The sequence below is a fragment of the Actinacidiphila acididurans genome, assembly GCF_016918855.1.
GTDB lineage: Bacteria > Actinomycetota > Actinomycetes > Streptomycetales > Streptomycetaceae > Actinacidiphila > Actinacidiphila acididurans.
The window spans coordinates 1-23,130 of record NZ_JADKYB010000044.1; the positions used below are offsets into that span (position 1 = coordinate 1).

Below are 23,130 nucleotides of genomic sequence, written 5' to 3' on the forward strand. Positions count from 1 at the left end.
CCCCCCCACCGCCCACCGCATCCTCGTCCTCGGCACCGAAGAATTGATGTACACCCCCCTCCGCCTGGCCCACTCCCTGGAGGAGCTGCCGGCGGAGGGCAGTACCCGCGCCCGGGAAGTCAGGTTCAGCACCACCACACGTTCACCCGTGCTCGCCTTGGACGACCCCGCCTACGCCATCCGTACTCGCCTGGTCTTCCCGGCGCACGACGCGCCGGACGGCGAGCCCTCGCAGGAGCGCTACGCGTACAACGTGGTGGGGGCCGACTTCGACGCGGTGATCGTCGTGGTGGACTCGGCCGGGGACACCCCGGCCCTGCACGCCCCGGGCGGCCTGCTGGCCCAGCTGGCCGCCCACATCCCCGCCACGCTGCTCGCCGTGGTGCCTTCTTACCGCCCGACGACCCGCCGACCGATGGGGACGACGCACCGCATGACCCGGACCGCACAGCCGCTCGCCGAACCCCTGCGGGGCCCGGCCTTCTCCTCGTACGCCCCCGAGGAGGTCGGCTGGCTGCTGAAGGACCTGTCCGGGGTGGAGCTGGAGGCCCCCACCGAGGAGCGGGAGGAGGCCATCCAAAGCGGCGGCGCGCACTACGCCGAGTCGCTGCCGGTGGAGTACCAGCCGAGCCCGGAGTACCAGGAACTGTTCCGCAGCGCGCTGACCGCCTCTGCCGCCCGTATCGCCCGCGCGGTCGGCGCGGTCACCGAACTCGTCCTCGCGCAGCGCGGCCCGGACAGCGTCCTGGTCTCGCTGGCCCGGGCCGGCACCCCGGTCGGCATCCTGATGCGCCGCTGGGCCCGGCACGCCCACGGCCTCGAACTGCCGCACTACGCCGTCTCGATCGTCCGGGGCCGCGGCATCGACGCCAACGCGCTGCGCTGGCTGGCCGCCCACCACGACCCGGCCGACGCGGTGTTCGTCGACGGCTGGACCGGCAAGGGCGCCATCACCCGCGAACTGGCCGCCGCCATCGCGGACTTCGGCGGCTTCGACCCGGACATCGCGGTTCTGGCCGACCCCGGCGGCTGCGTGTCCACCTACGGCACCCGCGACGACTTCCTGATCCCTTCCGCGTGCCTGAACTCCACCGTCTCCGGCCTGATCTCCCGCACCGTGCTGCGCGACGACCTGATCGGCCCGGACGACTACCACGGCGCGAAGTTCTACCGCGAGCTGGCCGGCGCCGACTACTCCGCGCTGTTCCTCGACACCGTCTCCGCGGCCTTCGGCTCGGTCGGCGAGGACGTGGCGCGGGACGTCAAGGCGCTCCAGGCGCAGGACCGCCGCCCCACCTGGGCGGGCTGGGCCGCGGTGGAGCGGATCAGCGAGGAGTACGGCATCCACGACGTGAACCTGGTCAAGCCCGGGGTCGGCGAGACCACCCGGGTACTGCTGCGCCGCGTGCCGTGGAAGGTGCTGGCCCTGCGCGGCGCGGGCGCCGACCTGGACCACGTCCGCCTGCTCGCCGCGCAGCGCGGCGTACCGGTGGAGGAGGTGGACGACCTGCCGTACTCCTGCGTCGGGCTGATCCACCCCCGCTGGACCCGCGGCGCGACCGGCACCGACGGCAAGGCGGTGGACGCCAAGTGACCCGCATCCCCGACGTGCCGGCCCGTACCAGCCGCATCCTGGTGGCCAGCGACCTGGACCGTACCCTCATCTACTCCGGCGCCGCCCTCGCGCTGACCATGCCCGACGAACAGGCGCCGCGGCTGCTGTGCATAGAGGTCCACGAGAGCAAGCCGCTGTCGTACATGACCGAGGCCGCGAGCCGCCTGTTGCTCGAACTCGCCGACACCGTACGGTTCGTGCCCGCGACCACCCGGACCCGCAAGCAGTACCGGCGGATCAGCCTGCCCGGGCGGCAGCCGCGGTACGCCATCTGCGCCAACGGCGGCCACCTGCTGGTCGACGGCCGCACCGACCACGACTGGAACGCCGAGATGCGGCGCCGACTCGCTGACGGCTCCGCCCCCCTGGAGGAGATCCAGGCACACCTGTCGGCCACCGCCGACCCGGAGTGGCTGCGCAAGGAACGCATCGCCGAGGACCTCTTCACGTATCTCGTGGTCGAGCGCACCCTCCTCCCGGCCGGCTGGGTCAAGGAACTCGCCGCCTGGGCCGACCCCCTCGGCTGGACCGTCTCCCTCCAGGGCCGCAAGATCTACGCCGTCCCCAAGCCCCTCACCAAAAGCGCCGCCCTCGCCGAAGTCGTCCGCCGCACCGGCGCCGACCACGTCCTCGCCGCCGGCGACTCCCTCCTCGACGTCGACCTCCTTCAAGCCGCCGACCTCGGCTTCACGCCCGGCCACGGCGAACTCGCCGACACGGGCTGGACGGCCTCCCACGTCACAGCCCTCCCGACGGCAGGCGTGCTGGCCGGCGAAGAGATCCTGCGGCTGATGCTTACGCACTGCGGAGGGTGAACCGGGCCCCGAAGGGGCGCGGGGAACTGCGCGGGAAACCACAACGGACGGAGGATCCGGCGAGGGCAGGACTGGGCACCCCGGCCGGAATATGTCCAACCCCGGAAAAGGGTGCCCCAATGTCAGACCAGGTCCCCCTCGGTCACCGTGCGCGAACACGTGGAGCGCGTCGCCGCAATACGTTCCGCGTTCGGCTGCTCACTCAGCAGGATGAACGCCTGCGCCTCCGGAAGGCTGCGCCCGGCATGCAGATGCCGGCTCAAAAGCCGAGCCTCGCGCACATCACGCGGAGTGTCCACGTACCAGAGCTCGTCGACGAGATCGCGTACGGGATGCCAGGCAGGATCCGCGTCGGCAAGATAATTCCCCTCGGTCACGACGAGTCGCGCGCCGGGGAGGACGACGAGGCCGGCGGCGACGGGCTGGTCCAGGTCGCGGTCGAAGTCGGGGGCGTAGACCGGGCGTTCGCGTTCGCTGCGCAGCCGGCGCAGCAGGTGCACGAAACCGTCCGCGTCGAAGGTCTCGGGCGCGCCCTTGCGGTCGCGCAGGCCGAGGCGGTCGAGCTGGGCGTTGGACAGATGGAAGCCGTCCATGGGCACGTAGGCGGCCGTGCCCTGGCCGAGGCGGTCGTTGACCGCGGCGACCAGGTGCGCGGCCAGGGTGGACTTGCCTGCGGCCGGCGGGCCGGTCAGCCCCAACAGGGCGCGGCGGCCTGGGATGCTGGGGACCAGCGCGATCACGTCATCGACGAGCATCCCGCCACCTTAAGCGCGACCCAGGGGAGAACACCCTTGTACGAGACCAAGAACCCCCAGCTCACGCCCGAGCTGTACGCATACGTCCTGGAGCACAACCCGCCGCTGGACCCGGTGCGGCGCGAACTGGTGGACACCACGCACCGCGCGCTGGCCGAGGTGGCGGGCCTGCAGACCGCCGAGGAGCAGAGCCCGCTGCTGGCCTTCCTGGTCCGGCTCACCGGCGCCCGGCGGATCGTGGAGGTCGGCACCTTCACCGGGCTGTCCACGCTGTCCATGGCCCAGGCGCTGCCGGCCGACGGGCAGGTCGTGGCCTGCGACGTGTCCGAGGAGTGGACCGCGATCGGCCGCGAGGCGTGGGCCAAGGCCGGCGTCGCCGACCGGATCGACCTGCGGCTCGGCCCGGCCCTGGACACCCTGCGGGCCATGCCCACCGACCCCTGGATCGACCTGGTCTTCCTCGACGCCGACAAGGAGAACTACGTCGCCTACTGGGAGGAACTGGTGCCCCGGATGCGCCCGGGCGGCCTGCTGGTCGTGGACAACACGCTCTTCCACGGGCTGGTCGTCGACCCGGCGGCCGGCGGCTCGGCGGGAGCGATCCGGCGCTTCAACGACCACGTCCGGGCGGACGACCGGGTCGACGACGTCCTGCTGACCGTCGCCGACGGGCTGACCCTGGCGCGCGTGCGCTGACCCGGGGACGGCGGGTGGGCACGGGCATCCGTGCGGGCTCCTTCGCCGGGCGGACGGCCGGGGCGGCGCTAATGTAGGGGCCATGCCCCGTTACGAGTACCGCTGCAGGTCCTGCGGCAGCACCTTCGAGCTGCGCCGGCCCATGTCCCAGGCGAACGCCCCGACGCTGTGCCCCGCGGGCCACGACGACACCGTGAAGCTGCTGTCCACCGTCTCGGTGGCGGTGGGCGGCGGCGCCTCGTCCGCCCCGTCCTCGTCGCCGGAGTCCGGCGGCGGCGGTGGCTGCTGCGGGGGCGGCTGCTGCAGCTGACCCTGCCGTACGGCCCGGGGCCCGGTTCGCCGGCCCCGCGCCGTACGTCCTCACCGACAACGCGCCCGACGTGATGTTCTCGCCGGCCACCAGCACGCCGACCGGGCCGGTGCTCGGCAAGGGCTCGGTGACCGCCAAGCCGTCGCCCGCCTTCCCCTACGTGCTGGCGCCCCGGCCCGGCCGGCGCCCGGCTCGTACGTACCGCTCAGCGGCCGGCCGCGCGGTCCTCGCGGATGTTGGCCACGACCCGGTTGGCGGTCTCGCGGACGGCGGCGGTCTCGGTCAGGAACGCCCAGTAGTCGGGGTGGCGGCCCTCCAGGCCGGCCAGGGCACGGTCGAGGCGCGCCACGGCCTCGTCCAGCGGACGGGCGTGCCGCGGTTCCGGGGTGACCCGGCCCTGCATGGCCAGGCGCTGGGCGTCACGGATGACGAATCGGGTCCGCTCGACCTCGGCCTTGGGATCCTTGGCGACCTCGTTGAGGCGCCGCAGCCGGTCGCCGGCCGCGCCCACCGCGCCGTCCACGTCGTCCATCAGCGACCGTACGGTGGCCAGCTTGGCGGTCGCGTCGGCCCAGCGCTGGTCGGCGCGGGCGCGGCGGGCGTCGGCGAGCGCGTCCTCGGCCTGCCGGACCGCCTGGGCGGCCTGGTCGGGCACCTGCTGGAGGTCCTGCCAGCAGGCGACGGAGTAGCGGCGGCGCAGCTCGCTGAGGACCGGGGCGACGCCCTCGGCGCGGGTGGCCAGCGCCTGCACCCGGGTGCGCAGCGAGACCAGGCGCTTGTCGATCTCCTGGGCCTGCTGCGGCAGCCGCTCGGCCTCGGCGCGGACCGCCTCGGCGGTGCGGCGCACCTCGTCGGCGCGCCGCAGCGTCTCCTGGACGCCGTGCTTGTGGGCGCCATCGTTGAGCCTGGTCAGCTCGGGGGCCAGGGCGGCCAGCCGGGCGGCCAGGTCGTCGGCCTTCAGACCGGCGGCCCGGACCGCGTCCAGGGCGTTGCTGGCGGCGAGCAGGGACTGCTTGGCCCGCTCGACGGCGGGGGTGAGCCGGGCGAGCTGGGTCTCGGCCTTGCTCAGCAGCGGGCCGAGGGTGGTGGAGAACCGTTCCAGTTCGGTCCTGGCCTTGTCCAGGTCGTCCTTGGCCCGGGTCAGCTCGGTGCGGGCGCGGGTGGCGGCGGCGTGGTCCAGCTCGTCGCGGTCCAGGTCGTGGGCGTCGACGGCGGCGATGTAGGCGCCGCTGACCTGGTCGATCCGCTCGTTCAGGGCCCGCAGGCCGGACAGGGCGCGGCGGGCCTCGGGGGAGTCGTCGACGGCGGAGATGGTCTCGACGGAGATCTCCAGCTCGCGCTGGCCGGTGTCCAACTCGTAGAAGGCCTGCGCCGCGGCATCCTTCGCCGCCTGGGCCTCCGCACGCAGATTGTCGCCGCGCCGCCACCACGAACGTGCCGTCGTCACAGTGACACTCTCTCCCCGCGTCCTCGGCCTTCGGCGCCCTCGCGGCCGCCGTCCACCCAATCCTCCCACCCGGCGGCGCGGGACACACCGCCCGGTGCGGGCGGCTGGTGGTTGCCGACCTCGCCCCGGGGCACGGTAATCTGTGACGTCGCGGTGTCCCGGGCGTGTAGCTCAGCGGTAGAGCGCCGCCCTTACAAGGCGGATGTCGGCGGTTCGAAACCGTCCACGCCCACCCCGGACCGAAGCCCTCCCGGTGATTCCACGGGAGGGCTTCGGTGTCCCGGAACCCGCGGCACGGGCGCGCGGGACGGCCGACACCGTGCTGGAGGCGCGGGCGGCGGGGATTCCGGTGGACGTGGTGTGGCCGGACGGGGCGGGCCGGACGGCGGCGTAGCGAGCACGGCGCAGCGCGGGCCGCAGGACGGCGTGGAGAACGTGGCGTGGAGCAGCCGACGGCGGTCGTCGGTCACGGGCCGTGGTTGCCGGGCCGTCGGTTCACCGCGGCGAAGGGTGGCCGGCTCCGTCCGGTGGCCGTCCGGTGCGGGGTGCGCAGCCGGACGGCCGGCCGGAGTCACGTCAGGCGGGGTCGGCCGCCGGGGGCTCGGGCTGCGGGGCGGGTTCCGGCCGTTCCGGGAGTCCGTCGAGGTCGTCCGCGGCCCGGCGGATGTCGACGGCTATCCGGCGCAGGGCATCGGTCTCGAGGGCGAGCCTGCGGGCTTTGGCCCGTAAATCACTGCTGGTCATGCTTCCTCTCCGGCGTGCTGGTGTTCTTCGGCGGACGGCCACCTCCGCGCGAGCGCCGCCCCGTCAGCTCCCGCTCGGCCGCCGCTGGACGTGGCCGAAGAGGTCATGGTGCCACACCGTCCGCACCCCGAGGATCTTGTCCGGCCACCCGGCCGTTCCGGCGGAAGTGGCCGCTCTGACCTGGGCTCGGCTACGCTCGGCAGCGCTCGGCGCGGCCCGTCCGCACGAGCGGGCGGCGGTGAGGCAGGGAGCGGGCAGTCCCGCGGGGGAGAGTGGCGCAGTGGCCATCCGGAAGATCGAGCACAAGGCGCCCAAGAAGCACTACTTGACCCTGAACGACCTGGCCGCCTTCGTGGACGCCGCCCGCCACTCGGGCGCGGACGGCACCGAGACCGTCGGCGCGGTCGTCTCCATCGGCGGCCGCCTCCAGGCGCTCACCATCGAGGTCGACGCCCCCGCCGAACCTCTCGTCCCGCCCGCCCCCGCCCCGATCGCCGACGCCGTGCCGCCCAAGGCGTTCGACGAGCCCTGAGGAGCCGACGGGTGGACGAGGGGGAGCAGGGGAGCGTGCCCGGGCGCGGGGAACGGCTGCGGGCGAGAGTGATCAGCGAGGCGGCGGATCTGGCGTTCGCGCTGGCCGGGCTGGCGCTGCTGTTCGGGCTGGCACCGATGGCATGGAAGGGCGCCGACTGGGGCGCCGCTGCCGGGCGGGTCCGGTCGATGCTGCCGATGATCCTGGGGATGACCGGCGGGCGGTGGCTCCGCGAGGGGTGGCGGGCCGGGCGGGCGCGCCGGCGGCAACGGCCGGCGGCGTAACCCGCGAACAGCCGCGGAAAGTCGGGGGTTTGACGGCGGCTTAATCCGAACGGGGGAACACGTCGGAGGGGTGGGCCGTGGGGGCCCGATGTCCTGACGATAGACGGTGTGACCAATCCCTGGGGGAAGCGCGCCCGGACGTGGGCGGCGCTCGTTTTCGTGGTGGTGGTGGCGGGGTGCTGGTGGGCGGGCGGTACGGCGACCGCCACCTCCCGGGCACCCTGTCCGCCCGGGGCCCGGCAGCAGGCGTGCTTACCGGGCACGGACGGCGTATTGGCTGACGTAGGGGAGGACGCGGGGGACGGCCCCCGGTACTGGTGGGAGTGCGGGCACTGGGTGCCCCGCTGGGACTGGGGACCCGGCTGGCACCGGCACCACCATCACCGGCACAAGCACTGCCCGCCGCCCAGCCCGAGCCCCACTCCGACGCCCACCCCGACGCCCACCCCGACACCTACGCCCACACCGACTCCGACGCCCACCCCGAAGCCGCCGCCTCCCACGCCGAAGCCGACTCCGACACCCGTACCGACCACGCACCGCCCGCGGCCGGCGCCCGTCGTCGTACCGCCCAGCCCGCCGCCGCCCCGGCCGAGCCCGGCGCCGGTGGCGCGGCCCGCCCCGAGCCCCGTACCGAAGCCCGCGCCCGGACCGCGGCCGGCGCCGAAGCCCGCGCCGAGCCCGCCGCCCGTGCACTGGCCGGCCCGCGCCCCCGTGCCCGTCGCGGCGCCGCGGCAGCACCACCTGGCCATGACCACCACCTTGCTGCTCACCACCGTGCCCGCGGTCCTGGTCGTCGCCGTGCTGCGGCCCGGCGGCGGGACGAACCGCAGAAGCAGGTAGCGCCGTGCGGCGACCACCGGACGGCCGTGCCCGGGCCGGCCGGACCAGACGCAGACGAACAACCGAGGGGGAATGACGAATGTCGCAGTGGGTCGTGCTGCTGATCGCCATGGCCGCGGTGTGCGCGGTCGTGCTGACCGTGGTGGTGGTCAGGCAGCGCAGGATCGGAGACGACGACGATCCGACGCAGACGCCCGACGTCATCGAGTACATGGTGATGATGATCGGGGTGATCTACGCGATCGTGCTGGGCCTGGCGATCGCGGGCGTGTGGGAGGGCCGGGGCGCGGCCCAGGCCGCGGTGCAGGCCGAGGCGCAGGCGCTGCACGAGATCAAGGCCAGGGTGCAGGTGTACCCGCCGGACGTACGGGACAAGGTGCGCGCGGACGTGGACGCCTACGCGCGCTACGTCTCCGGGCCGGAGTGGTCGTACATGCAGAACCACGGTCGACTGAGCCCCGAGGGGACCCGGCTGCTGGACCGGGTACGGGCCGACGTCACGCAGTTCGACCCGAAGTCCGACCTGGCGGCGCAGGCGTACCAGCCGGTGGTGGACCAGGTGGCGGCGGCCGATCAGGCGCGCGCCGAGCGCGGACAGAGCGCGGGCGCCGTCATGCCGGGCGTGGTGTGGTTCGGCCTGATCACCGGCGCCCTGGTGACGGTCGGGCTGATCTTCACCCTCCAGATCCGGCGCTCCCCACGGGAGTTGCTGCTCGCCGGATTGTTCAGCGCGCTGATCGCCTTCCTGCTGTTCCTGATCTGGGACCTGGACGCGCCGCTCGGCTCCGGCCTGACGATCTCTCCGGACGTGATCAGGAATCTCGTGCTCACCCAGTAACCCTTTGTGCACGGGGGTCGCTTGTGTACCGGGCCGTCCCGCGGCGCGTCCGCAGGCGGCCCCGCCCGTCCGGCAGGATCGACCGATTCCCCTGAATGATCCACGCCGTTGCGACTAGCATGACGCCGCTGCTCATGGGGGCTTCGACCGGGATCACCCGAGCCGAGGTGAGCCGCACCGGCGTGTCCGGCGCCATCAGCACAACCACCCACGACGAAAGGGAAGTTGTCATGGTGAGCATCGCAGACAGGACACTACTGGTGACGGGGAGCCACCGCGGCATCGGGCTCCAGCTGGTCGAGGAGGCCCTGCGGCGCGGCGCGAAGCGGGTGTACGCGGCGGACGTCGAGCCCTTCACCCACCCCGACGAGCGTGTCGTGCCCATCCACATGGACGTCACCGACCGGGAGCAGATCGCCAAGGCCGTCGAGCAGGTCGAGTCGCTCGACATCCTCATCAACAACGCCGGTATCGCGATCTACGACGACCTGACCGACCGGGCGATCATCGAGAAGCACCTCGCCGTCAACCTGTTCGGCATCTTCGACGTGACGCAGGCCTTCCTGCCGCTGCTGGTCAGCTCCAAGGGCGTCCTCGTCAACAACCTGTCGGTGAACGCGCTGGCCCCGCTGCCGCTCATACCGGCGTACTCCGTCTCGAAGGCGGCCGCGTTCTCGCTCACGCAGTCGCTGCGCTCGCTGCTGGCGCCGCAGGGCGTGCGGGTGCACGCGATCCTCACCGGCCCGGTGGACACCGTCATGACCAAGGACCTGCACATTCCCAAGACGTCTCCGCAGGACGTCGCGCGCGGCATGCTCGACGGGCTGGAGAACGACGAGGAGGAGATCTTCCCCGACGGCATGGCGCAGAGCCTCGCCGAGGGCTGGCGGGCGGGGCCGGCCAAGGGCCTGGAGGGCGAACTCGCCGGGCTCGCGACGGCCATGCGGGACACCGTGCCGCTGTAGGCCGCTCTTGGCCGCGTTGTCGCGGGCCGGCTGAGTGGGTGAGCCGGCGCCGCGGATGAACGGATGACGGCGGTTCCCCCGTCCTGCTCACGGGCCCGGGGGGACCGCCGCTGCGCGCTCCGTCAGCTCCAGTTCGAGACGTTGACGTTCTCCAGCACGCCCAGCGCATCCGGCACCAGCACCGCCGCGGAGAAGTAGGTGGTGACCAGGTAGCTGATGACGGCCTTCTCGTCGATGCCCATGAACCGGACGTTGAGCCCGGGCTCGTACTCGTCGGGCAGGCCGGTCTGGTTCAGGCCGATCACGCCCTGGTTGTCCTCGCCGGTACGGATGGCGATCACCGAGCTGGTACGGGCCGCGGTGACCGGGATCTTGTTGCAGCTCAGGATCGGGACGCCGCGCCAGGCCGGGACGGTGGAGCCCAGCACCTCCACCGGGTCCGGGTAGATGCCGCGCCGGGTGCACTCCCGGCCGAAAGCGGCGATGGTCTTGGGGTGGGCCAGCAGGTAGCGGGTGCCGCGCCGGCGGCTGATCAGCTCGTCCATGTCGTCCGGCAGCGGCGGGCCGGCGTGCGGCTGGATCCGCTGGTCGTACTCGCAGTTGCTGAGCAGCCCGAAGTCCGGGTTGTTGATCAGCTCGTGCTCCTGGCGCTCGCGCAGCGCCTCGACGGTGAGCTTGAGCTGCTGCTCGGTCTGGTTCATCGGCTCGTTGTAGAGATCGGCGACCCGGGTGTGCACGCGCAGCACGGTCTGCGCCACGCTCAGCTCGTACTCCCGCGGCTTGACCTCGTAGTCGACGAAGGTGCTGCTCAGCGCGGGCTCGCCGGTGTGGCCGGAGGCCAGCGCGATGTCGGCCTCGCCGCGCCGGTTGGTCCGCTGCTGCGGCAGCGTGCGGAACGCGTCCAGGTGGGCGCCCAGTTGCGGGAGCCGGGCCAGCGCGGACTCCAGGTCGGCGCGCGGCAGCACCAGGGCGGTGGTCGCCGCGGCCGTGCGCGCGGTGAACTCCCAGGAGCCGTCGCCGGACAGCAGCGCCTGCTCGCCGAAGTGGTCGCCGTCGGCCAGCACTCCGAGCCGGGTCTGCTCCCCGTACGGCCCCTCGCCCAGCTTCTCGACCTTGCCGTGCGCGATCAGGACGACCGTGTCGGCGGGCTGCCCGGCCTCCGCGAGGACCTCACCGGGCCCGAACTCGCGCTGGACGAAGCGGTCCGCCAGCGCGGTCAGCGCCTCCTCGTCCTCGAACGCCCGCAACGGCGCCAACTCGCCCAGCTCGCGGGGGATGACGCGGACCTCGGACCCCGTCTTCACGAAGGTCACCCGCCCGTCGCCGACCGCGTAACTGAGCCGCCGGTTCACCCGGTAGGTGCCCGCGGTGACCTGCACCCAGGGGAGCACCTTGAGCAGCCAGCGGGACGAGATGCCCTGCATCTGCGGCTCGGACTTGGTGGTCGTCGCCAGATTCCGGGCTGCGGCGGTGTCCAGACTGGTGCGCGGCTGGCCGTTCTGCGGAGTGCCGTGTGCGGTGTCCTGGCCCGCATCAACCGACATGGGCTGTCCTTTCCCGTCAGTGGGCGATACGGCCCTCATTGTTTCGGTGACGCTCCGTGGTGCCTATTGCCGGATCGAGTGAGAATACTTTCCGAAATCCTGGTAATTGGCGCTGACCTGCCCGGATTCGCCCCGCACCTGGGGGCGTACGAGGTGCACGCATGCGCAGAGGGGAGGTGGTACGCCGATCCATACGGCATCCGTCTACCCCGAACGAGTCATTCCGCTTGCCCTTGCAGAGGCTGCGGTTGCTGACGGTGCGGGTTTTCGGTGGGCTGCGGGTCTGTGGGGCCGCGGGGCGGGTGTGGGGTGCGGACTTGGGAGAGGGTGCGGGTGATCGGGGTGCGGGTTGTGGGTGGTGGTGCGGCTCCGGAGTGCGGTATCGGCACCCCGGTCCTGCGGCCTGCCGGCCGGGGACGGCCGCACGCGTTCGGAGCGGCCGGCGGATGCGCAGGGGCGCGCCGCTCACCGGCCGCAGGCCGACGGAGTACCCGCATCATCAAGGGGCGCGGGGAACTGCGCGAGCAACCCTCCCCCAGAGCCTTCGGCCTGGGAGGTACCCCCACGTGGCGCGGGTCGTCACCGTCCCGTAGGGGCAGTTGCTGTCGTCGGCGACCACCGGCAGGTGGATACGCGCCAGGCCGGAACCTGGACAGCGCGACGAAAGAACGTCAGAGCGCTTCGGCGACCGGGGCGCGCTCGGGGCCGGTTTGCTGACCGGGAATCGGGAGCGGGCCCACGCGGCGGAGTGCGAGGCGCCGTTCGCGGCGGAAGACGTACGCGGCGAAGGCGCCGGCCCCCACCAGGGCCAGGAAGGACATGGCGGCGCCCAGCCAACTCGCGCCCAGCCATTCGCCGCCGAGCCAGCCAAGGCCCACGCTGTAGGTGGCCCAGCAGACGCCCGCCAGGGCGGACCAGGGGAGGAACTCCCGAGGCCGGCGCCGGGCGGCGCCGGCGAGCAGGCTGACCACGCTGCGGCCGGCGGGAGCGAACCGCGCCAGGACCACCAGCGTGCCGCCGCCTCCGTGCAGCACCTGGGCCAGCCGGTCGTGCGCGAGAGCGAGACGCCGCGAGCCGGCCACCCGCTTCTGGAACCACTTGCCGCCGCGGTACGCCAGCCGGTACGCGAGCAGGTCACCGAGGCACGAAGCGGTGGCGGCGCAGACCAGGAGCGCCATCACGTCGAGGAAGTCGTCGCCGGGACTGCCCGAGCCCGCGGTGGCCGCACTGATCACCAGCATGCCGCTGGGCAGCACGGGCACGAAGACGTCGAGCAGAACGGAAAGTGCCACCAGCAGGTAGATCCAGGGCCAGTCGAAGAGCGAGCCCATGCCGTGCAGCACCGCCGCCTCCTCGTCTCCGCCAGTTCTGCCCGTGTCGTGAACCTGGTCCCGCGAGTCCTTGTGCGGAGCAACGGTGCCGTTTTCGTGCCTGGTCAAGCCCGGTTGAGCGGTCGTGACCCACCCGGCGGACGGCAGCGGATCTTCCTCCACCGTCAGCCGTAAAGACTACGCCAGTCGGGCGCCCCGGTTCCCCGTGATCGACGTCACCCGGCGGACAATCACACTGCGGTCTGGCTGAAAACGGAGCCTCGGGCCGGTCCGGGCCCATCCCACCGCCCGCGCACCGCCCCGATCGGCGGCCCCGAGCCGTGTGCGACAGTGGCGCCGTGCCCGCCCTCGCCTCCCCACTCCTCGCCTCCTCCTCGTCCGAGTTGCTGCCCGTCGACCGCACGCTCGGCATCGTGCTGGTCGTGCTGCTGGTCGTGGCGGCGGGCGTGGCGGCGTACGCCCGGCTGGCGGACCCGCAGGAGAACTACGCGCGCGGCATCGTGCTGGCCGGGGTCCGGGCGACGGTCCAACTCGCCGTGGTCTCGCTGCTCATCGGCTGGGTGGTCAAGCACCAGGCGGCGCTGCTCGGCTTCGTGGCGCTGATGTACGCGGTCGCGGCCCGGACCGCCGGGCGCCGGGTCACCCGCAACCGCACCTGGTGGTGGGCGTTCGTGCCGGTCGGCGCCGGGTCGCTGCCCGTGGTGGCGGCCCTGGTGGTCACCGGGCTGGTCCCGGTCAACGGCACCGCCCTGATCCCGGTGGCCGGCATCCTCATCGGCGGCGGTCTCACCTCGACCGTGCTCGGCGGGCGGCGCGCCCTGGAGGAACTGAGCGGCCGGGCCGGCGAGGTGGAGGCCGCGATGGCGCTCGGCTTCAGCGACCGGGACGCGCGGATGGAGATCGCCCGGCCCGCCGCGGCCGGGGCGCTGGTGCCGGCGCTGGACCAGACCAGGACGGTGGGCCTGGTCACGCTGCCCGGCGCCTTCGTCGGCCTGCTGCTCGGCGGCGCGAGCCCGGTCACCGCGGGGGCGGTTCAGCTCTTCGTCCTGATCGCGCTGCTGGCCGTGCAGGCCATCGGGGTGACGGTGGTGCTGGAACTGGTGGCCCGCGGCCGGATCACCCGGCCGCCCGCCTCGTGACGGTCCCGCCGCAGCCGTCCCCGCCTGAGGCGCCCCCGCCCGAGCCGCCTGCCGAGGCGCCCGCTAGACTGGTCGCAGCAGAAGGGGAGTAGCTCTTCGCCGGAGTCGTCGACACACTGCCCGGACCGTCCCGCGGGACGTACCGGGCCGGCGCCCGGAGGCGGTCCGTCGCGTACGGGCGCGCCAGCGAGACCTTCGGCCGCAGTGTTCCGACGCTGCCGTGCCGAAGCGACCCCCGAAGTCCTCTCGGTACGGCACCCGACCGATCGAGGATCCACTCCGTGTTCAGTCCGACCGTCATCGCCGTCGTCTTCGGCGTGATCTTCCTGGCCGAACTGCCCGACAAGACCGCGCTCGCCTCCCTGATGCTGGGGACCCGCTACCGGGCGGGATACGTCTTCGCCGGGGTCGCCGCCGCCTTCGTCGTCCATGTGGCGCTCGCCATCGCCGCCGGCAGCCTGCTCCACCTGCTGCCGCACCGCTGGGTGCAGGGCGTGGTGGGCCTGCTCTTCCTCGGCGGCGCCGCGATGCTGCTGCTGTCCAAGGGCGAGGACGAGGAGGAAGTGCGGCCGCCGGCCTCGCAGAGCTTCTGGAAGGTGGCCGGGGCCGGCTTCACCCTGATCCTGGTGGCCGAGTTCGGCGACCTCACCCAGATCATGACCGCGAACCTGGCCGCCCGCTACGGCGACCCGGTGTCCGTCGCCATCGGCGCGGTGCTGGGCCTGTGGGCGGTGGCCGCGCTCGGCATCTTCGGCGGCCAGTTCCTGATGAAGCGGGTGCCGCTGTCGCTGATCACCAAGGTCGCGGCGGCCGTGATGGTGGTGCTGGCCGGCGTCAGCCTGTACGAGGCGATCGCGGGCTGAGCGCGGCGGACTCCGGCGGCGCGTTCACGGCGGCGCGTTCACCCGGGGCCGGCGGGGGACACTCAGGGGAAACGGCTGTGCCCCCGCCGGCCGCGGGTGCGGCGGGCCGGGGGCACAGCCGTGCGTGCGCCGTCCGCGGGAGGACTAGCGGACGACCACATGGAGGCCGCTGTCAGGTGCGGCCTCCACGCGTATGTGGTCCAGCGACGGGACATGGGCGGTCGGGGCCTGGTCCGCGGCGCGCGGGCCGACGCCGATCACCCGCATGCCGGCCGCCTTGGCCGCGGCGATGCCGACCTGGGCATCCTCGAAGACCAGGCAGTCCTCGGGAGCGAAACCCAGCTCGGCGGCGCCCTTCAGGAAGCCCTCCGGGTCCGGCTTGCTGGCGCTCACCCGCTCGGCGGTGACCAGCACCGGCGGCAGCGGCAGGCCCGCGGCGCCCATCCGGGCCCGGGCCAGCGCCTCCGGGGCCGAGGTGACCAGCGCGTGCGGCCGGCCGGCCAGCGACGCCAGGAACGCGGGCGCGCCCGGGATCGGCACCACCCCGTCCAGGTCGGCGGTCTCCTCGGCCTGCAGCACCAGGTTCTCGGCGAGGTTCTCCGCCATCGGGCGGTCCGGGAGCAGCTCGGCCATCGTCATGTGGCCCTGCCGGCCGTGCACGACCCGCAGCACCTGCGCCGGGTCCAGGCCGTGCCCGACGGCCCAGCGGGACCAGCAGCGCTCCACCACGGCGTCGCTGTTCACCAGGGTGCCGTCCATGTCGAGCAGCAGGGCGCGGACGGAAAAGGTGGCCGTGGCCGGCATGGGGCTCCCTCGGGAACGGACTCGTACGGTCTGGGCGGCCTCTGTCGCGTGCCGCCTACGCAGTGGCTCCGCCCGCCGGTCAGGGAGGAGCGGGCGGCGCCACTTTGTTCCATCAATATACAAAGTGGGGGCGTGGGACGCCAGTGCCACCCGGTGACGGGTTCAGGAACGCTCGGGGGTCACCACCTGAAGCAGGCCCCACGTGAAAGTGGCGATCAGCCGGGTGGGGGCGTCCGGCACGGTCAGAGCCAGCCGGAACCGGCTCGGGGCGTCCGCCGGGAGCGGAGCCGCCGGCGGGAAAGCGCGGGCCGCGTCGTCCACCGTGCAGGACCAGGGCGTCAGGTCGGCCGCGGTACGCAGTGGCGGCGCGGGCGCCTCGGGGGCCCGGACCAGCCACTCGTTCCACACCGCGCCGCCGCCCGGCGCGCACAGCACCTCGAATCTCAGGTCCGGCCACAGCGGCATCGGCCATTGCAATGCCTTGCACGTCAGGTCGCCCACCCGGCGCTCCAGCTCGGCCACGGGTGGGCCGAGCGCCACCCAATATCTTCTTTCACCGCCCGGGAACGTCCGGGACCTCAGCCGTGCCTGCCACTTCTGGTGTGCGTCGCGCAGGTCCCCTTTGCCCGCACCGAGTTCCCGGAGTGCGTCTTCGACCAGGTCCGGGTGGAAGTCGGCCATTCTGCGCAGCAGCACCAATTGGAATTGGTCCAGGCCGAAACGATGAGGTGGCACAAGGTGCACTTTACGGGGGTGGGGTTCGCCGGGAGTGCCCTGGGCCCGCCTGGCGGCGGGCGGTTCGCCGGGGATACCCGGGCTGCGGCTGCGCCGCGGGGCTCGCCGGGAGCAGTCAGGGGCGCGGGGAACTGCGCGACAAGCCCTCCCCCAGAGCCTTCGGCCTGGGGGTACCCCCAGCCGGTGGCCGGCTGCTCGCGCTGGGGGCACCCCCGGACGGAGTCTGGGGGACCCCGCGTCCCTGCGGGGGCGCTCCCGGCGAACCCGGGGGGATGTGTCAGTCCGAGCCGGAAGAACCCGAGGAGCCGGAAGAAGGGGACGTCGCACGTTCAAGAGCCGTACGCGTGTTGGGGCCGTAGACACCGGAAGGGTCGCCGTGGACGCCGTACCAGACCTGGAAGGTCGTGACGGCCTCCTCCGTCTTGTGGTCGAACGTGCCGTCCGCCCGCCCGTGGTACGCCCAGACCTGGGCGAGACGGCGCTGGAGGTCGGCGACAGCCGGACCCGTGTCGCCGAGCTGGAGGACGGGCGGGGTGGCCGGAGCCGTGGGGGCCAGCGGCGGCGAGGACGTGCCGGGGGGCGTCGTACCGGGCGAGCCGGGGGCGGACGTGCTCGGGGAGGGGGAGCCGACCGAGCCGGTGGCGGTGGCCGTCGTCGTGGTGGACGCGGAGGGCGAGGCGGAGGCCGACGGGGAGGCGCTGGGCGTGGAGGTGGTCGTCGGGGCGGGCGAGAAGTGGGTGGCCGGGGGCGCCGGGTGGGAGGCCGGGGTGGGCAGCTCGGTCGGCAGTTTCACGTCGGGGACGGAGGTCGTCTGGTCCGGCAGCGTCAGGTCGCTGCCTTTGTCCTCGCTCACCATCTGCCCGGTCACCGCGACCGCGCCCGCGGCCAGGGCCGAGGCGGCGACCGCTGCCGCCGCCACCACGATCCGGCGTCTGCGCCGCCGGTGCCGGCCCCGTACCGCCGCGGCCTCGTCCTCGTCCGGGTACGGCAGCGCTCCGGCCTCGTGGCCGCCGTCGTCCCCGTAGGGTTCCTGTTCCTGCGGTGCGGGCAGCAGCCCCAGGTCGGTGCCTACGTTGTCGGTGCTCCACAGCAGGGGTGACAGGACAGCGGTGGGTTCCCCGGGGTCCCCGGCGTCGTCCGGGTCCGCCTGTGCCGGCGGCAGGACCGCGGTGGGCTCGCCCTGGTCGGCGGAGCCGGAGGCGTCCGGGCCGGGTCCGGCGACGTAGGGGCGTACCCGCAGCGGGTGGAAGCCCTCCGTCTCCGCGATCTCCTCGGCCCGCAGGGCGGCGAGCTCGGCCGCGCGTCTCTCGCCCGCTTCGGGGTCGGCCTCGCCCGCGCTCGCGGCCTCTCCCGGGGGCGCGGGCACGCCCGCCCCCGGTTCCGTGCCGAGCGCGGGCGGCTGCTCCACCCCTTCCGGTTGCTGCTGCGGCGCCACTGGGTCCCCTCCCGCGTTCGTTCACCCGTTCGTGAAGTCAGGGGCGATTATGCCTATCCCGGACGCGGGCGCGCAGCCTGCCCCGTACCGCACGGGGGAACGGGCCCTGCCCCACCGGCCGCACACCGTAGGTCATAACCGAACAAACGGTGGGAAGATGAAGATCCGGACCTCGGGGGGACAGCCGACGAGGCGAGGAGCGAACGATGGACCGGAACACCGGCACCGCGGCCGGTCCGGCAGCGGCGGCGCCGGGCGAGCAGCAGGACAAGCGAGCCGTCCGGGTCGCGATCGGGGCCCTGGCACTGGGCCTGCTGCTGGCCTCCCTCGACCAGACCATCGTGTCCACCGCTCTGCCCACCATTGTGAGCGAACTCGGCGGCATCGACCACCTGTCCTGGGTGGTCACCGCCTACCTGCTGGCCTCGACGGCCGCAACTCCGCTGTGGGGCAAGCTCGGCGACATGTACGGCCGCAAACGGCTGTACCAGGCCGTCATCGTGCTCTTCCTGATCGGCTCGGCGCTGTGCGGAGTCGCCCGGAACATGCCCGAACTGATCGCGTTCCGGGCGCTGCAGGGCCTGGGCGGCGGCGGGCTGATCGCACTGTCGATGGCGATCGTCGGCGACATCGTGCCGCCCCGCGACCGCGGCCGCTACCAGGGCGTGTTCGGCGCGGTGTTCGGCGCCAGCAGCGTGCTCGGGCCGCTGCTCGGCGGCGTGTTCACCGAACAGCTCTCCTGGCGCTGGGTGTTCTACGTCAACCTGCCGATCGGCGCGGTGGCGCTCGCCGTGATCGCCGCCGTCCTGCACATCCCGGCCCGCCGCACCGAGCACCGCATCGACTACCTGGGCATGGCGGTGGTGGCCGCGGCCGCGACCTGCCTGGTGCTGGTCACCTCGCTCGGCGGCACCACCTTGAAGTGGAGTTCGCCCGGCATCATCGGCCTGGCGGTGGCCGGCGTCGTGCTCGTCGTGGTGTTCCTGTTCATCGAGCGGCGTGCCGAGGAACCCGTGCTGCCGCCGAGGCTGTTCAGGATCCGCACCTTCGCCCTGTGCTCGGCGATCTCCTTCGTGGTCGGCTTCGCCATGTTCGGCGCGATGACGTACCTGCCGACCTTCCTCCAGGTGGTGCACGGCTACTCGCCGACCCTGTCCGGCGTCCACATGATCCCGATGGTGCTCGGCCTGCTGGTCGCCTCCACCGGGTCCGGCCAGATCATCAGCCGCACCGGCCGCTGGAAGGTGTTTCCGGTCATCGGCACCGCGGTCGTCGGCGTGGGGCTCTTGCTGCTGCACCAGCTGGACGAGTTCACCGCCACCTGGGTGACCAGTCTGTACTTCGTGATCTTCGGCTTCGGCCTGGGCCTGGTGCTCCAGGTGCTGGTGCTGGCCGTGCAGAACGCGGTCGGCTACCAGGACCTGGGCACGGCCACCTCCGGTGCCACCTTCTTCCGTTCCATCGGCGCCTCCTTCGGCGTGTCGGTGTTCGGCACGATCTTCACCAACCAGCTGCGCCACAAGCTCGGCTCGGCGCTGCGCGGGGTGCCGTTGCCGCCCGGCTTGCACCCGGCCTCGCTCCAGGCCGACCCCAAGGCCGTCGCCGCGCTGCCCGGCCCGGTCAAGACACCCGTGCTGCACGCCTACTCGACCTCGATCACCACGGTGTTCCTGTACGCGGCGCCGGTGGCCTTCGCCGCCTTCGTCCTGTCCTGGTTCCTCAAGGAGCAGCCGCTGCGCGGCACGGTCAGGGTGCCCGACGGCAGCGAGACGGTCGGCACCAACCCCGTCGAGCGCTCCTCGCTGGACGAGATCGCCCGCTGCCTGTCCCTGCTGGGCAGCCGGGAGGCCCGCCGCGACCTCTACATCCGCATCACCGCCATGTCCAAGGCGGACATCCATCCGGCCACGAGCTGGCTGGTGCTGCGGCTGGCCCGGGACGGCGAGGCCGATCCGGTGGAGCTGGCCCGGCACGCCACCGTGCCCGCCGAGATCATCGAGACGGCCGCGACCGAGGCGGAGACCCGCGGTTACGCCGTACGCGAGGGCAATCCGCTGCGGCTCACCGAGTCCGGCCTCGTCCTCGCCGACCGCCTGATCGAGGCCCGCCGCTCGGTGCTGGCCGGCCTGCTCGGCGACTGGGACCCCGAACGCCACTCCGAACTGGCCGCGCTGGTCCGCAAGCTCAGCGGCGAACTGTGCGGCGCCGACACGGACCGTCCGGAAGGTCATCACCGCAACCACGACCGTACGGGTGCGGCCGCCGGCGGCAACGCGCGCTGATCCGGGTGACCCGGCTCACGCGGTTCGCCCGGGTCACCCGGTTCACCTGGGGCGCTCTCAACTCCCGTACGCCTTCGCCTGTTTGACGTTCGCCGTGCCCTTTTGTGCGCGCCGATCCCGGTCCCTTTGGGGGGAGTTTGCGGACCGCGCGAGCGGCAAACCGACCGGAGAGAGACGGGAGGCACGTGATGTCCACAGGAGCGGTGGCCGCCGTCGTCGTGGTGGCCTTGGTGGTGGTCGCGATCGCGGCGGTGGTGATGCTGCGCGGCGGCGCAGGTGCGGGCGGGGCGGTCGGGCTCAAACGGCGGTTCGGGCCCGAGTACGAGCGGACGCTCGCCCGGCATGACGGCGACGTCAAAGCGACCCGCAAGGAACTGACCGAACGGGTGCGGAAGTTCAAGGGGCTGGACCGGCCGGCGCTGTCCGCGCAGGCCCAGGAGCGGTACACCGAGAGCTGGGCGGGCGTGCAGTCCCGGTTCGTCGACGAGCCCGGCCCGGCGGTCAACGAGGCCGACCGGCTGCTGGCCTCGCTGGCGGCCGAGCGCGGCTTCCCCGGCGCGGACTCGTCCGACCACTTCGACGCCCTTTCGGTGCACCACCCGCACGCCGTCCAGGGCTACCGGCACGCCCACGGCCTGGCCGAGCGCGGCCCGGCGGGGCAGCACGCGACGGAGGAGCTGCGGCAGGCGCTGCTCGGGGCCCGCGAACTGTTCGACGCGCTGGTCGCGGAGGTTCGCCCGGCCGGCGACACGGCTGTCCCCGCGCCGCCGGCCGCGCCCGACCGGGAGCCGGCGTCGCTGGAGAAGTCCGGGGCCTCCGCTTCCGCCTCCGGCGAGGACGAGGCCGAGGGCGCGGGCGAGGCCGTCGGGTCCGGCTCGGGCCGCCGCGGGCAGCTGTCGCAGCGGTTCGCCGCATTGACCGGTGCCCGGCGCGGCCACGACGACGAGGAAGAGCACCGGCAAGAGGTCTGAGCAGGCCACGCAGGCATGCCTTCGCGGACGACGGAGGGCCCGCGCCCCAAGACGGCGCCCCGGGAAGGTGAACCACGGCCCTTCCCGGGGCGCCCTCCGGCCGGGACGCGGCAGGAACGCGGCAGGAACGGTACGGAACGGAATCGCACGGCGCGGAATCCGCACCGCGCGCAACGGAACGGGACGGACGGCATCCAGGAGATGAGGACCATGAACGGACAGCAGGAACGTACCGGCGAGGGCGCCGAGCCCCGCACCGCGGAGGACCGGGACGACACGCGGGCTGATCCTTCCGCTGCCGGCGGCGCGGCCGGCGCTTCCGGGGCGGCGGTGGAGCCCCGTACCGAGGTGCTGCCCGCACGTGCGGACGGGGCGGCGGAGCTGGATCGGCTGGGGCGGCGGATGGAGCGGGCCGTCGGTGGCTTCGTGGACGATCCGCGGCGGGCGGTCAAGGAGGCCGATGCCGTGCTGGAGGAGGCCGCGGAACGCCTCGCGCGGCTGCTTGCCGAGCGGCGGCGCACTCTGCGGGCGAGCTGGCACGCGGATGACGGGAGCCGGGCCGATACGGAGGAGCTGCGCGTCGCTCTTACCCGGTACCGGGACATGACCCGTCAGCTTCTTACGGTGGCCTGAGCGGTGGGTGGTACGGAGGGGTGCGCTCGGGGAGGCTCGGGTCTCGGCCTTGGGGGTCGGGGCCTGCGGGACGAGGGTCCGAAATCGTATATTTACGAGCCTGGCGGCTCACAAATATACGGCAGCATTTCGGACCCTCATCCCTCCGGCCCCTCCCGCTCCGAACCGGGCGAGGGCGGCGACGGGCGGTCGTCCCCCGGTCGGCCCGGTGGTCGGTTCGCCCGGCGGTTCGCCGGTGGGTCCAGTCGTTCCGACGGTCGGTTCGGTGGCCGGTCCGGTGGTCGGTTCGCCGGCGGGTCCGCTGATCGGTCCGGTGGGTCCGTTCGGGGGGCCAGTGGTTACGGCGGTCGGTCCGGTGGTCCGTCGGGTCGGCGGTCCGGTGGGGTGGTACGGCCTGCTCGGCTGTTCGCTCACCTGGTGCGGCGGCGGGCGTTTCTTGTGGTCGCTCTCGTCGGGCGGCTCGGGTGAGGGCTGGTGGCTGCGGTTACGTGGGGCCCGGCGAGGTGTGTGACGTGGGGTCTTCGGGTGGGGTGAAGGCGGGGGTGGCGGTGAAGGCGGCGCGGCGGGTGGCGCGGCGCAGGGCGCGCAGGACCGGGGGGCCGAGGGTGAAGGAGAGGATCGCGGTCAGGGCGGCGCGGGGGAGGTCCCAGCCCAGGGACGTGGTCAGGCAGTAGGTGGTGAAGCGGGCGAGGTTGGTGGTCAGGGCGGCGTGCGGGTCGTAGGAGATGTTTGAGGCCAGGCCGGCGATGTAGGGCCAGCCCTGGAGGTTCATGACGGTGCCGTAGCCGATCGCGGAGACGGCACCGTAGGCCGCGAGCAGGGCGAGTTCGGCGCGGCCGCGCAGGGTGGCGGCGCCGGGCAGGAGTCCGGCGCCGGCCGTGACCCAGCCCATCGCGAGCATCTGGAAGGGCAGCCAGGGTCCCACTCCGCCGGTCAGCAGGGCCGAGGCGAACATGGTGAGCGCGCCCAATACGAAGCCGAAGCCGGGGCCCAGGACGCGTCCGGACAGCACCATCAGGAAGAACATCGGCTCGATCCCGGCCGTGCCCGCGCCCAGCGGGCGGAGTGCGGCCCCGGCGGCGGCCAGCATGCCCAGCATCGCCACCGCCTTGGCGTCCATCCCGGTGTCCGCGATCGTGGCGATCACCACCGCGACCAGCAGCGGCAGCAGCGCCGCGAACAGCCAGGGTGCGTCTGCGCTGTGCGCCGCCACCGCCGAGCCGTGCGTCGCCAGCAGCGGCCAGCAGAAGGCGGCGGCCCCGATCGCCGACACCAACGCGAGCGCGACCCCCGACCGCAACCCGACCCGCACCGGTCGCACGGCCCCTTCGACGGCACCCGGCCCGACCTTCTCGGCGGTCACCGCCCGCCCCCATGCGTCCGTACGAACGGCCAGGGCTTCGGTTTCCTCCGCGCGTTCACGCCGTGTCTCCGGGTACGTGCTCGGCCTGGTGGACAGCAGTTGTGGTGCGGTCCGTCCGTCGGCTGTCCTGTCGTGGGTCCGGTTGCTGATGCGAGGTGCTCGGTGGGAGGGCCGGGGTGTCGTGGT

Annotated in this window: 23 protein-coding genes and 1 tRNA gene; 14 read left to right on the top strand and 10 right to left on the bottom strand. The window is 73.3% G+C overall.

The window, feature by feature from the left end; genetic code table 11:
* Together ITX44_RS39840 and ITX44_RS39845 are read left to right on the top strand one after the other, a co-directional pair.
* The coding region (locus ITX44_RS39840; protein ID WP_205364918.1) for a cysteine protease StiP domain-containing protein at positions 1–1,594 on the top strand (1,594 nt) is incomplete at its 5' end.
* Positions 1,591–2,430, top strand: coding sequence for an HAD family hydrolase (locus ITX44_RS39845; RefSeq protein ID WP_307795712.1), 840 nt, complete (start codon positions 1,591–1,593; stop codon positions 2,428–2,430). The genes ITX44_RS39840 and ITX44_RS39845, both read left to right, overlap by 4 nt.
* Positions 2,431–2,552: 122 nt before the next feature.
* Here ITX44_RS39845 and ITX44_RS39850 read toward each other — a convergent pair whose 3' ends face one another.
* Positions 2,553–3,185, bottom strand: coding sequence for a nucleoside/nucleotide kinase family protein (locus ITX44_RS39850; protein WP_205364919.1), 633 nt, complete (start codon positions 3,183–3,185; stop codon positions 2,553–2,555).
* Positions 3,186–3,221: 36 nt separating this feature from the next.
* On the opposite strand from ITX44_RS39850, the gene ITX44_RS39855 reads away from it, so the two are divergent.
* Both ITX44_RS39855 and ITX44_RS39860 read left to right on the top strand, forming a co-directional pair.
* Entirely contained in the window at positions 3,222–3,881 is a 660-nt protein-coding gene (locus tag ITX44_RS39855) for an O-methyltransferase (protein ID WP_205364920.1), read from the top strand.
* An 82-nt stretch (positions 3,882–3,963) separates the two neighbouring features.
* The gene (locus ITX44_RS39860; RefSeq protein WP_205364921.1) at positions 3,964–4,191 is read left to right on the top strand and encodes an FmdB family zinc ribbon protein; all 228 of its coding nucleotides are present in this window, start codon (positions 3,964–3,966) and stop codon (positions 4,189–4,191) included.
* A 205-nt stretch (positions 4,192–4,396) separates the two neighbouring features.
* On the opposite strand, the gene ITX44_RS39865 is transcribed toward ITX44_RS39860, so the two are convergent.
* A complete protein-coding gene (locus ITX44_RS39865) occupies positions 4,397–5,638 on the bottom strand; it encodes a coiled-coil domain-containing protein (RefSeq protein ID WP_205364922.1) in 1,242 nt (413 codons plus the stop codon).
* 160 nt (positions 5,639–5,798) lie between these two features.
* Between ITX44_RS39865 and ITX44_RS39870 the strand changes: the two genes are divergently transcribed.
* A tRNA-Val gene (locus tag ITX44_RS39870) sits at positions 5,799–5,870 on the top strand.
* Between the two features lie 344 nt (positions 5,871–6,214).
* On the opposite strand, the gene ITX44_RS39875 is transcribed toward ITX44_RS39870, so the two are convergent.
* Positions 6,215–6,382: a hypothetical protein gene (locus tag ITX44_RS39875; protein WP_205364923.1), complete on the bottom strand. Its 168-nt coding sequence runs from the start codon at positions 6,380–6,382 to the stop codon at positions 6,215–6,217.
* Positions 6,383–6,662: 280 nt separating this feature from the next.
* On the opposite strand from ITX44_RS39875, the gene ITX44_RS39880 reads away from it, so the two are divergent.
* Together ITX44_RS39880 and ITX44_RS39885 are read left to right on the top strand one after the other, a co-directional pair.
* On the top strand, positions 6,663–6,914 hold the full coding sequence (locus ITX44_RS39880) for a hypothetical protein (RefSeq protein WP_205364924.1): 252 nt from the start codon (positions 6,663–6,665) through the stop codon (positions 6,912–6,914).
* Between the two features lie 11 nt (positions 6,915–6,925).
* The gene (locus tag ITX44_RS39885; RefSeq protein WP_205364925.1) at positions 6,926–7,198 is read left to right on the top strand and encodes a hypothetical protein; all 273 of its coding nucleotides are present in this window, start codon (positions 6,926–6,928) and stop codon (positions 7,196–7,198) included.
* 380 nt (positions 7,199–7,578) lie between these two features.
* On the opposite strand, the gene ITX44_RS39890 is transcribed toward ITX44_RS39885, so the two are convergent.
* Positions 7,579–7,950, bottom strand: coding sequence for a hypothetical protein (locus tag ITX44_RS39890; RefSeq protein WP_205364927.1), 372 nt, complete (start codon positions 7,948–7,950; stop codon positions 7,579–7,581).
* A gap of 170 nt (positions 7,951–8,120) precedes the next feature.
* Between ITX44_RS39890 and ITX44_RS39895 the strand changes: the two genes are divergently transcribed.
* Together ITX44_RS39895 and ITX44_RS39900 are read left to right on the top strand one after the other, a co-directional pair.
* A complete protein-coding gene (locus ITX44_RS39895) occupies positions 8,121–8,879 on the top strand; it encodes a bestrophin-like domain (protein WP_205364928.1) in 759 nt (252 codons plus the stop codon).
* Between the two features lie 230 nt (positions 8,880–9,109).
* Entirely contained in the window at positions 9,110–9,844 is a 735-nt protein-coding gene (locus tag ITX44_RS39900; protein WP_205364937.1) for an SDR family NAD(P)-dependent oxidoreductase, read from the top strand.
* Positions 9,845–9,966: 122 nt separating this feature from the next.
* Here ITX44_RS39900 and ITX44_RS39905 read toward each other — a convergent pair whose 3' ends face one another.
* Positions 9,967–11,388, bottom strand: a complete 1,422-nt coding sequence (locus ITX44_RS39905) for a family 2B encapsulin nanocompartment shell protein (protein ID WP_205364945.1) — start codon at positions 11,386–11,388, stop codon at positions 9,967–9,969.
* Between the two features lie 671 nt (positions 11,389–12,059).
* Positions 12,060–12,731 (bottom strand): DedA family protein, encoded by a 672-nt coding sequence (locus ITX44_RS39910; protein ID WP_205365012.1) that lies wholly within the window; start codon positions 12,729–12,731, stop codon positions 12,060–12,062.
* Positions 12,732–13,057: 326 nt separating this feature from the next.
* On the opposite strand from ITX44_RS39910, the gene ITX44_RS39915 reads away from it, so the two are divergent.
* Together ITX44_RS39915 and ITX44_RS39920 are read left to right on the top strand one after the other, a co-directional pair.
* Positions 13,058–13,858: an ABC transporter permease gene (locus ITX44_RS39915; protein WP_307795713.1), complete on the top strand. Its 801-nt coding sequence runs from the start codon at positions 13,058–13,060 to the stop codon at positions 13,856–13,858.
* A 281-nt stretch (positions 13,859–14,139) separates the two neighbouring features.
* Positions 14,140–14,721, top strand: a complete 582-nt coding sequence (locus tag ITX44_RS39920; protein ID WP_205364947.1) for a TMEM165/GDT1 family protein — start codon at positions 14,140–14,142, stop codon at positions 14,719–14,721.
* A 144-nt stretch (positions 14,722–14,865) separates the two neighbouring features.
* Here the strand turns inward: ITX44_RS39920 and ITX44_RS39925 are convergent, their stop codons facing one another.
* The 3 genes from ITX44_RS39925 to ITX44_RS42905 form a co-directional block, all read right to left on the bottom strand.
* Complete coding sequence (locus ITX44_RS39925) at positions 14,866–15,525, bottom strand: HAD-IA family hydrolase (protein ID WP_205364949.1); 660 nt, start codon at positions 15,523–15,525, stop codon at positions 14,866–14,868.
* Positions 15,526–15,687: 162 nt separating this feature from the next.
* The gene (locus ITX44_RS39930; protein WP_236062499.1) at positions 15,688–16,206 is read right to left on the bottom strand and encodes a hypothetical protein; all 519 of its coding nucleotides are present in this window, start codon (positions 16,204–16,206) and stop codon (positions 15,688–15,690) included.
* A gap of 331 nt (positions 16,207–16,537) precedes the next feature.
* Positions 16,538–17,695, bottom strand: coding sequence for a peptidoglycan-binding domain-containing protein (locus ITX44_RS42905; RefSeq protein WP_205364953.1), 1,158 nt, complete (start codon positions 17,693–17,695; stop codon positions 16,538–16,540).
* Between the two features lie 206 nt (positions 17,696–17,901).
* Here ITX44_RS42905 and ITX44_RS39940 point away from each other — a divergent pair, with 206 nt between their 5' ends.
* The 3 genes from ITX44_RS39940 (at position 17,902) to ITX44_RS39950 (ending at position 21,581) form a co-directional block, all read left to right on the top strand.
* Positions 17,902–19,977, top strand: a complete 2,076-nt coding sequence (locus tag ITX44_RS39940; RefSeq protein ID WP_205364962.1) for an MFS transporter — start codon at positions 17,902–17,904, stop codon at positions 19,975–19,977.
* Positions 19,978–20,165: 188 nt separating this feature from the next.
* The gene (locus ITX44_RS39945; RefSeq protein ID WP_205364964.1) at positions 20,166–20,948 is read left to right on the top strand and encodes a hypothetical protein; all 783 of its coding nucleotides are present in this window, start codon (positions 20,166–20,168) and stop codon (positions 20,946–20,948) included.
* A 210-nt stretch (positions 20,949–21,158) separates the two neighbouring features.
* The gene (locus ITX44_RS39950) at positions 21,159–21,581 is read left to right on the top strand and encodes a hypothetical protein (protein WP_205364966.1); all 423 of its coding nucleotides are present in this window, start codon (positions 21,159–21,161) and stop codon (positions 21,579–21,581) included.
* Positions 21,582–22,065: 484 nt separating this feature from the next.
* Here ITX44_RS39950 and ITX44_RS39960 read toward each other — a convergent pair whose 3' ends face one another.
* On the bottom strand, positions 22,066–22,944 hold the full coding sequence (locus ITX44_RS39960; protein WP_307795714.1) for an ECF transporter S component: 879 nt from the start codon (positions 22,942–22,944) through the stop codon (positions 22,066–22,068).
* Positions 22,945–23,130: the final 186 nt, after the last annotated feature.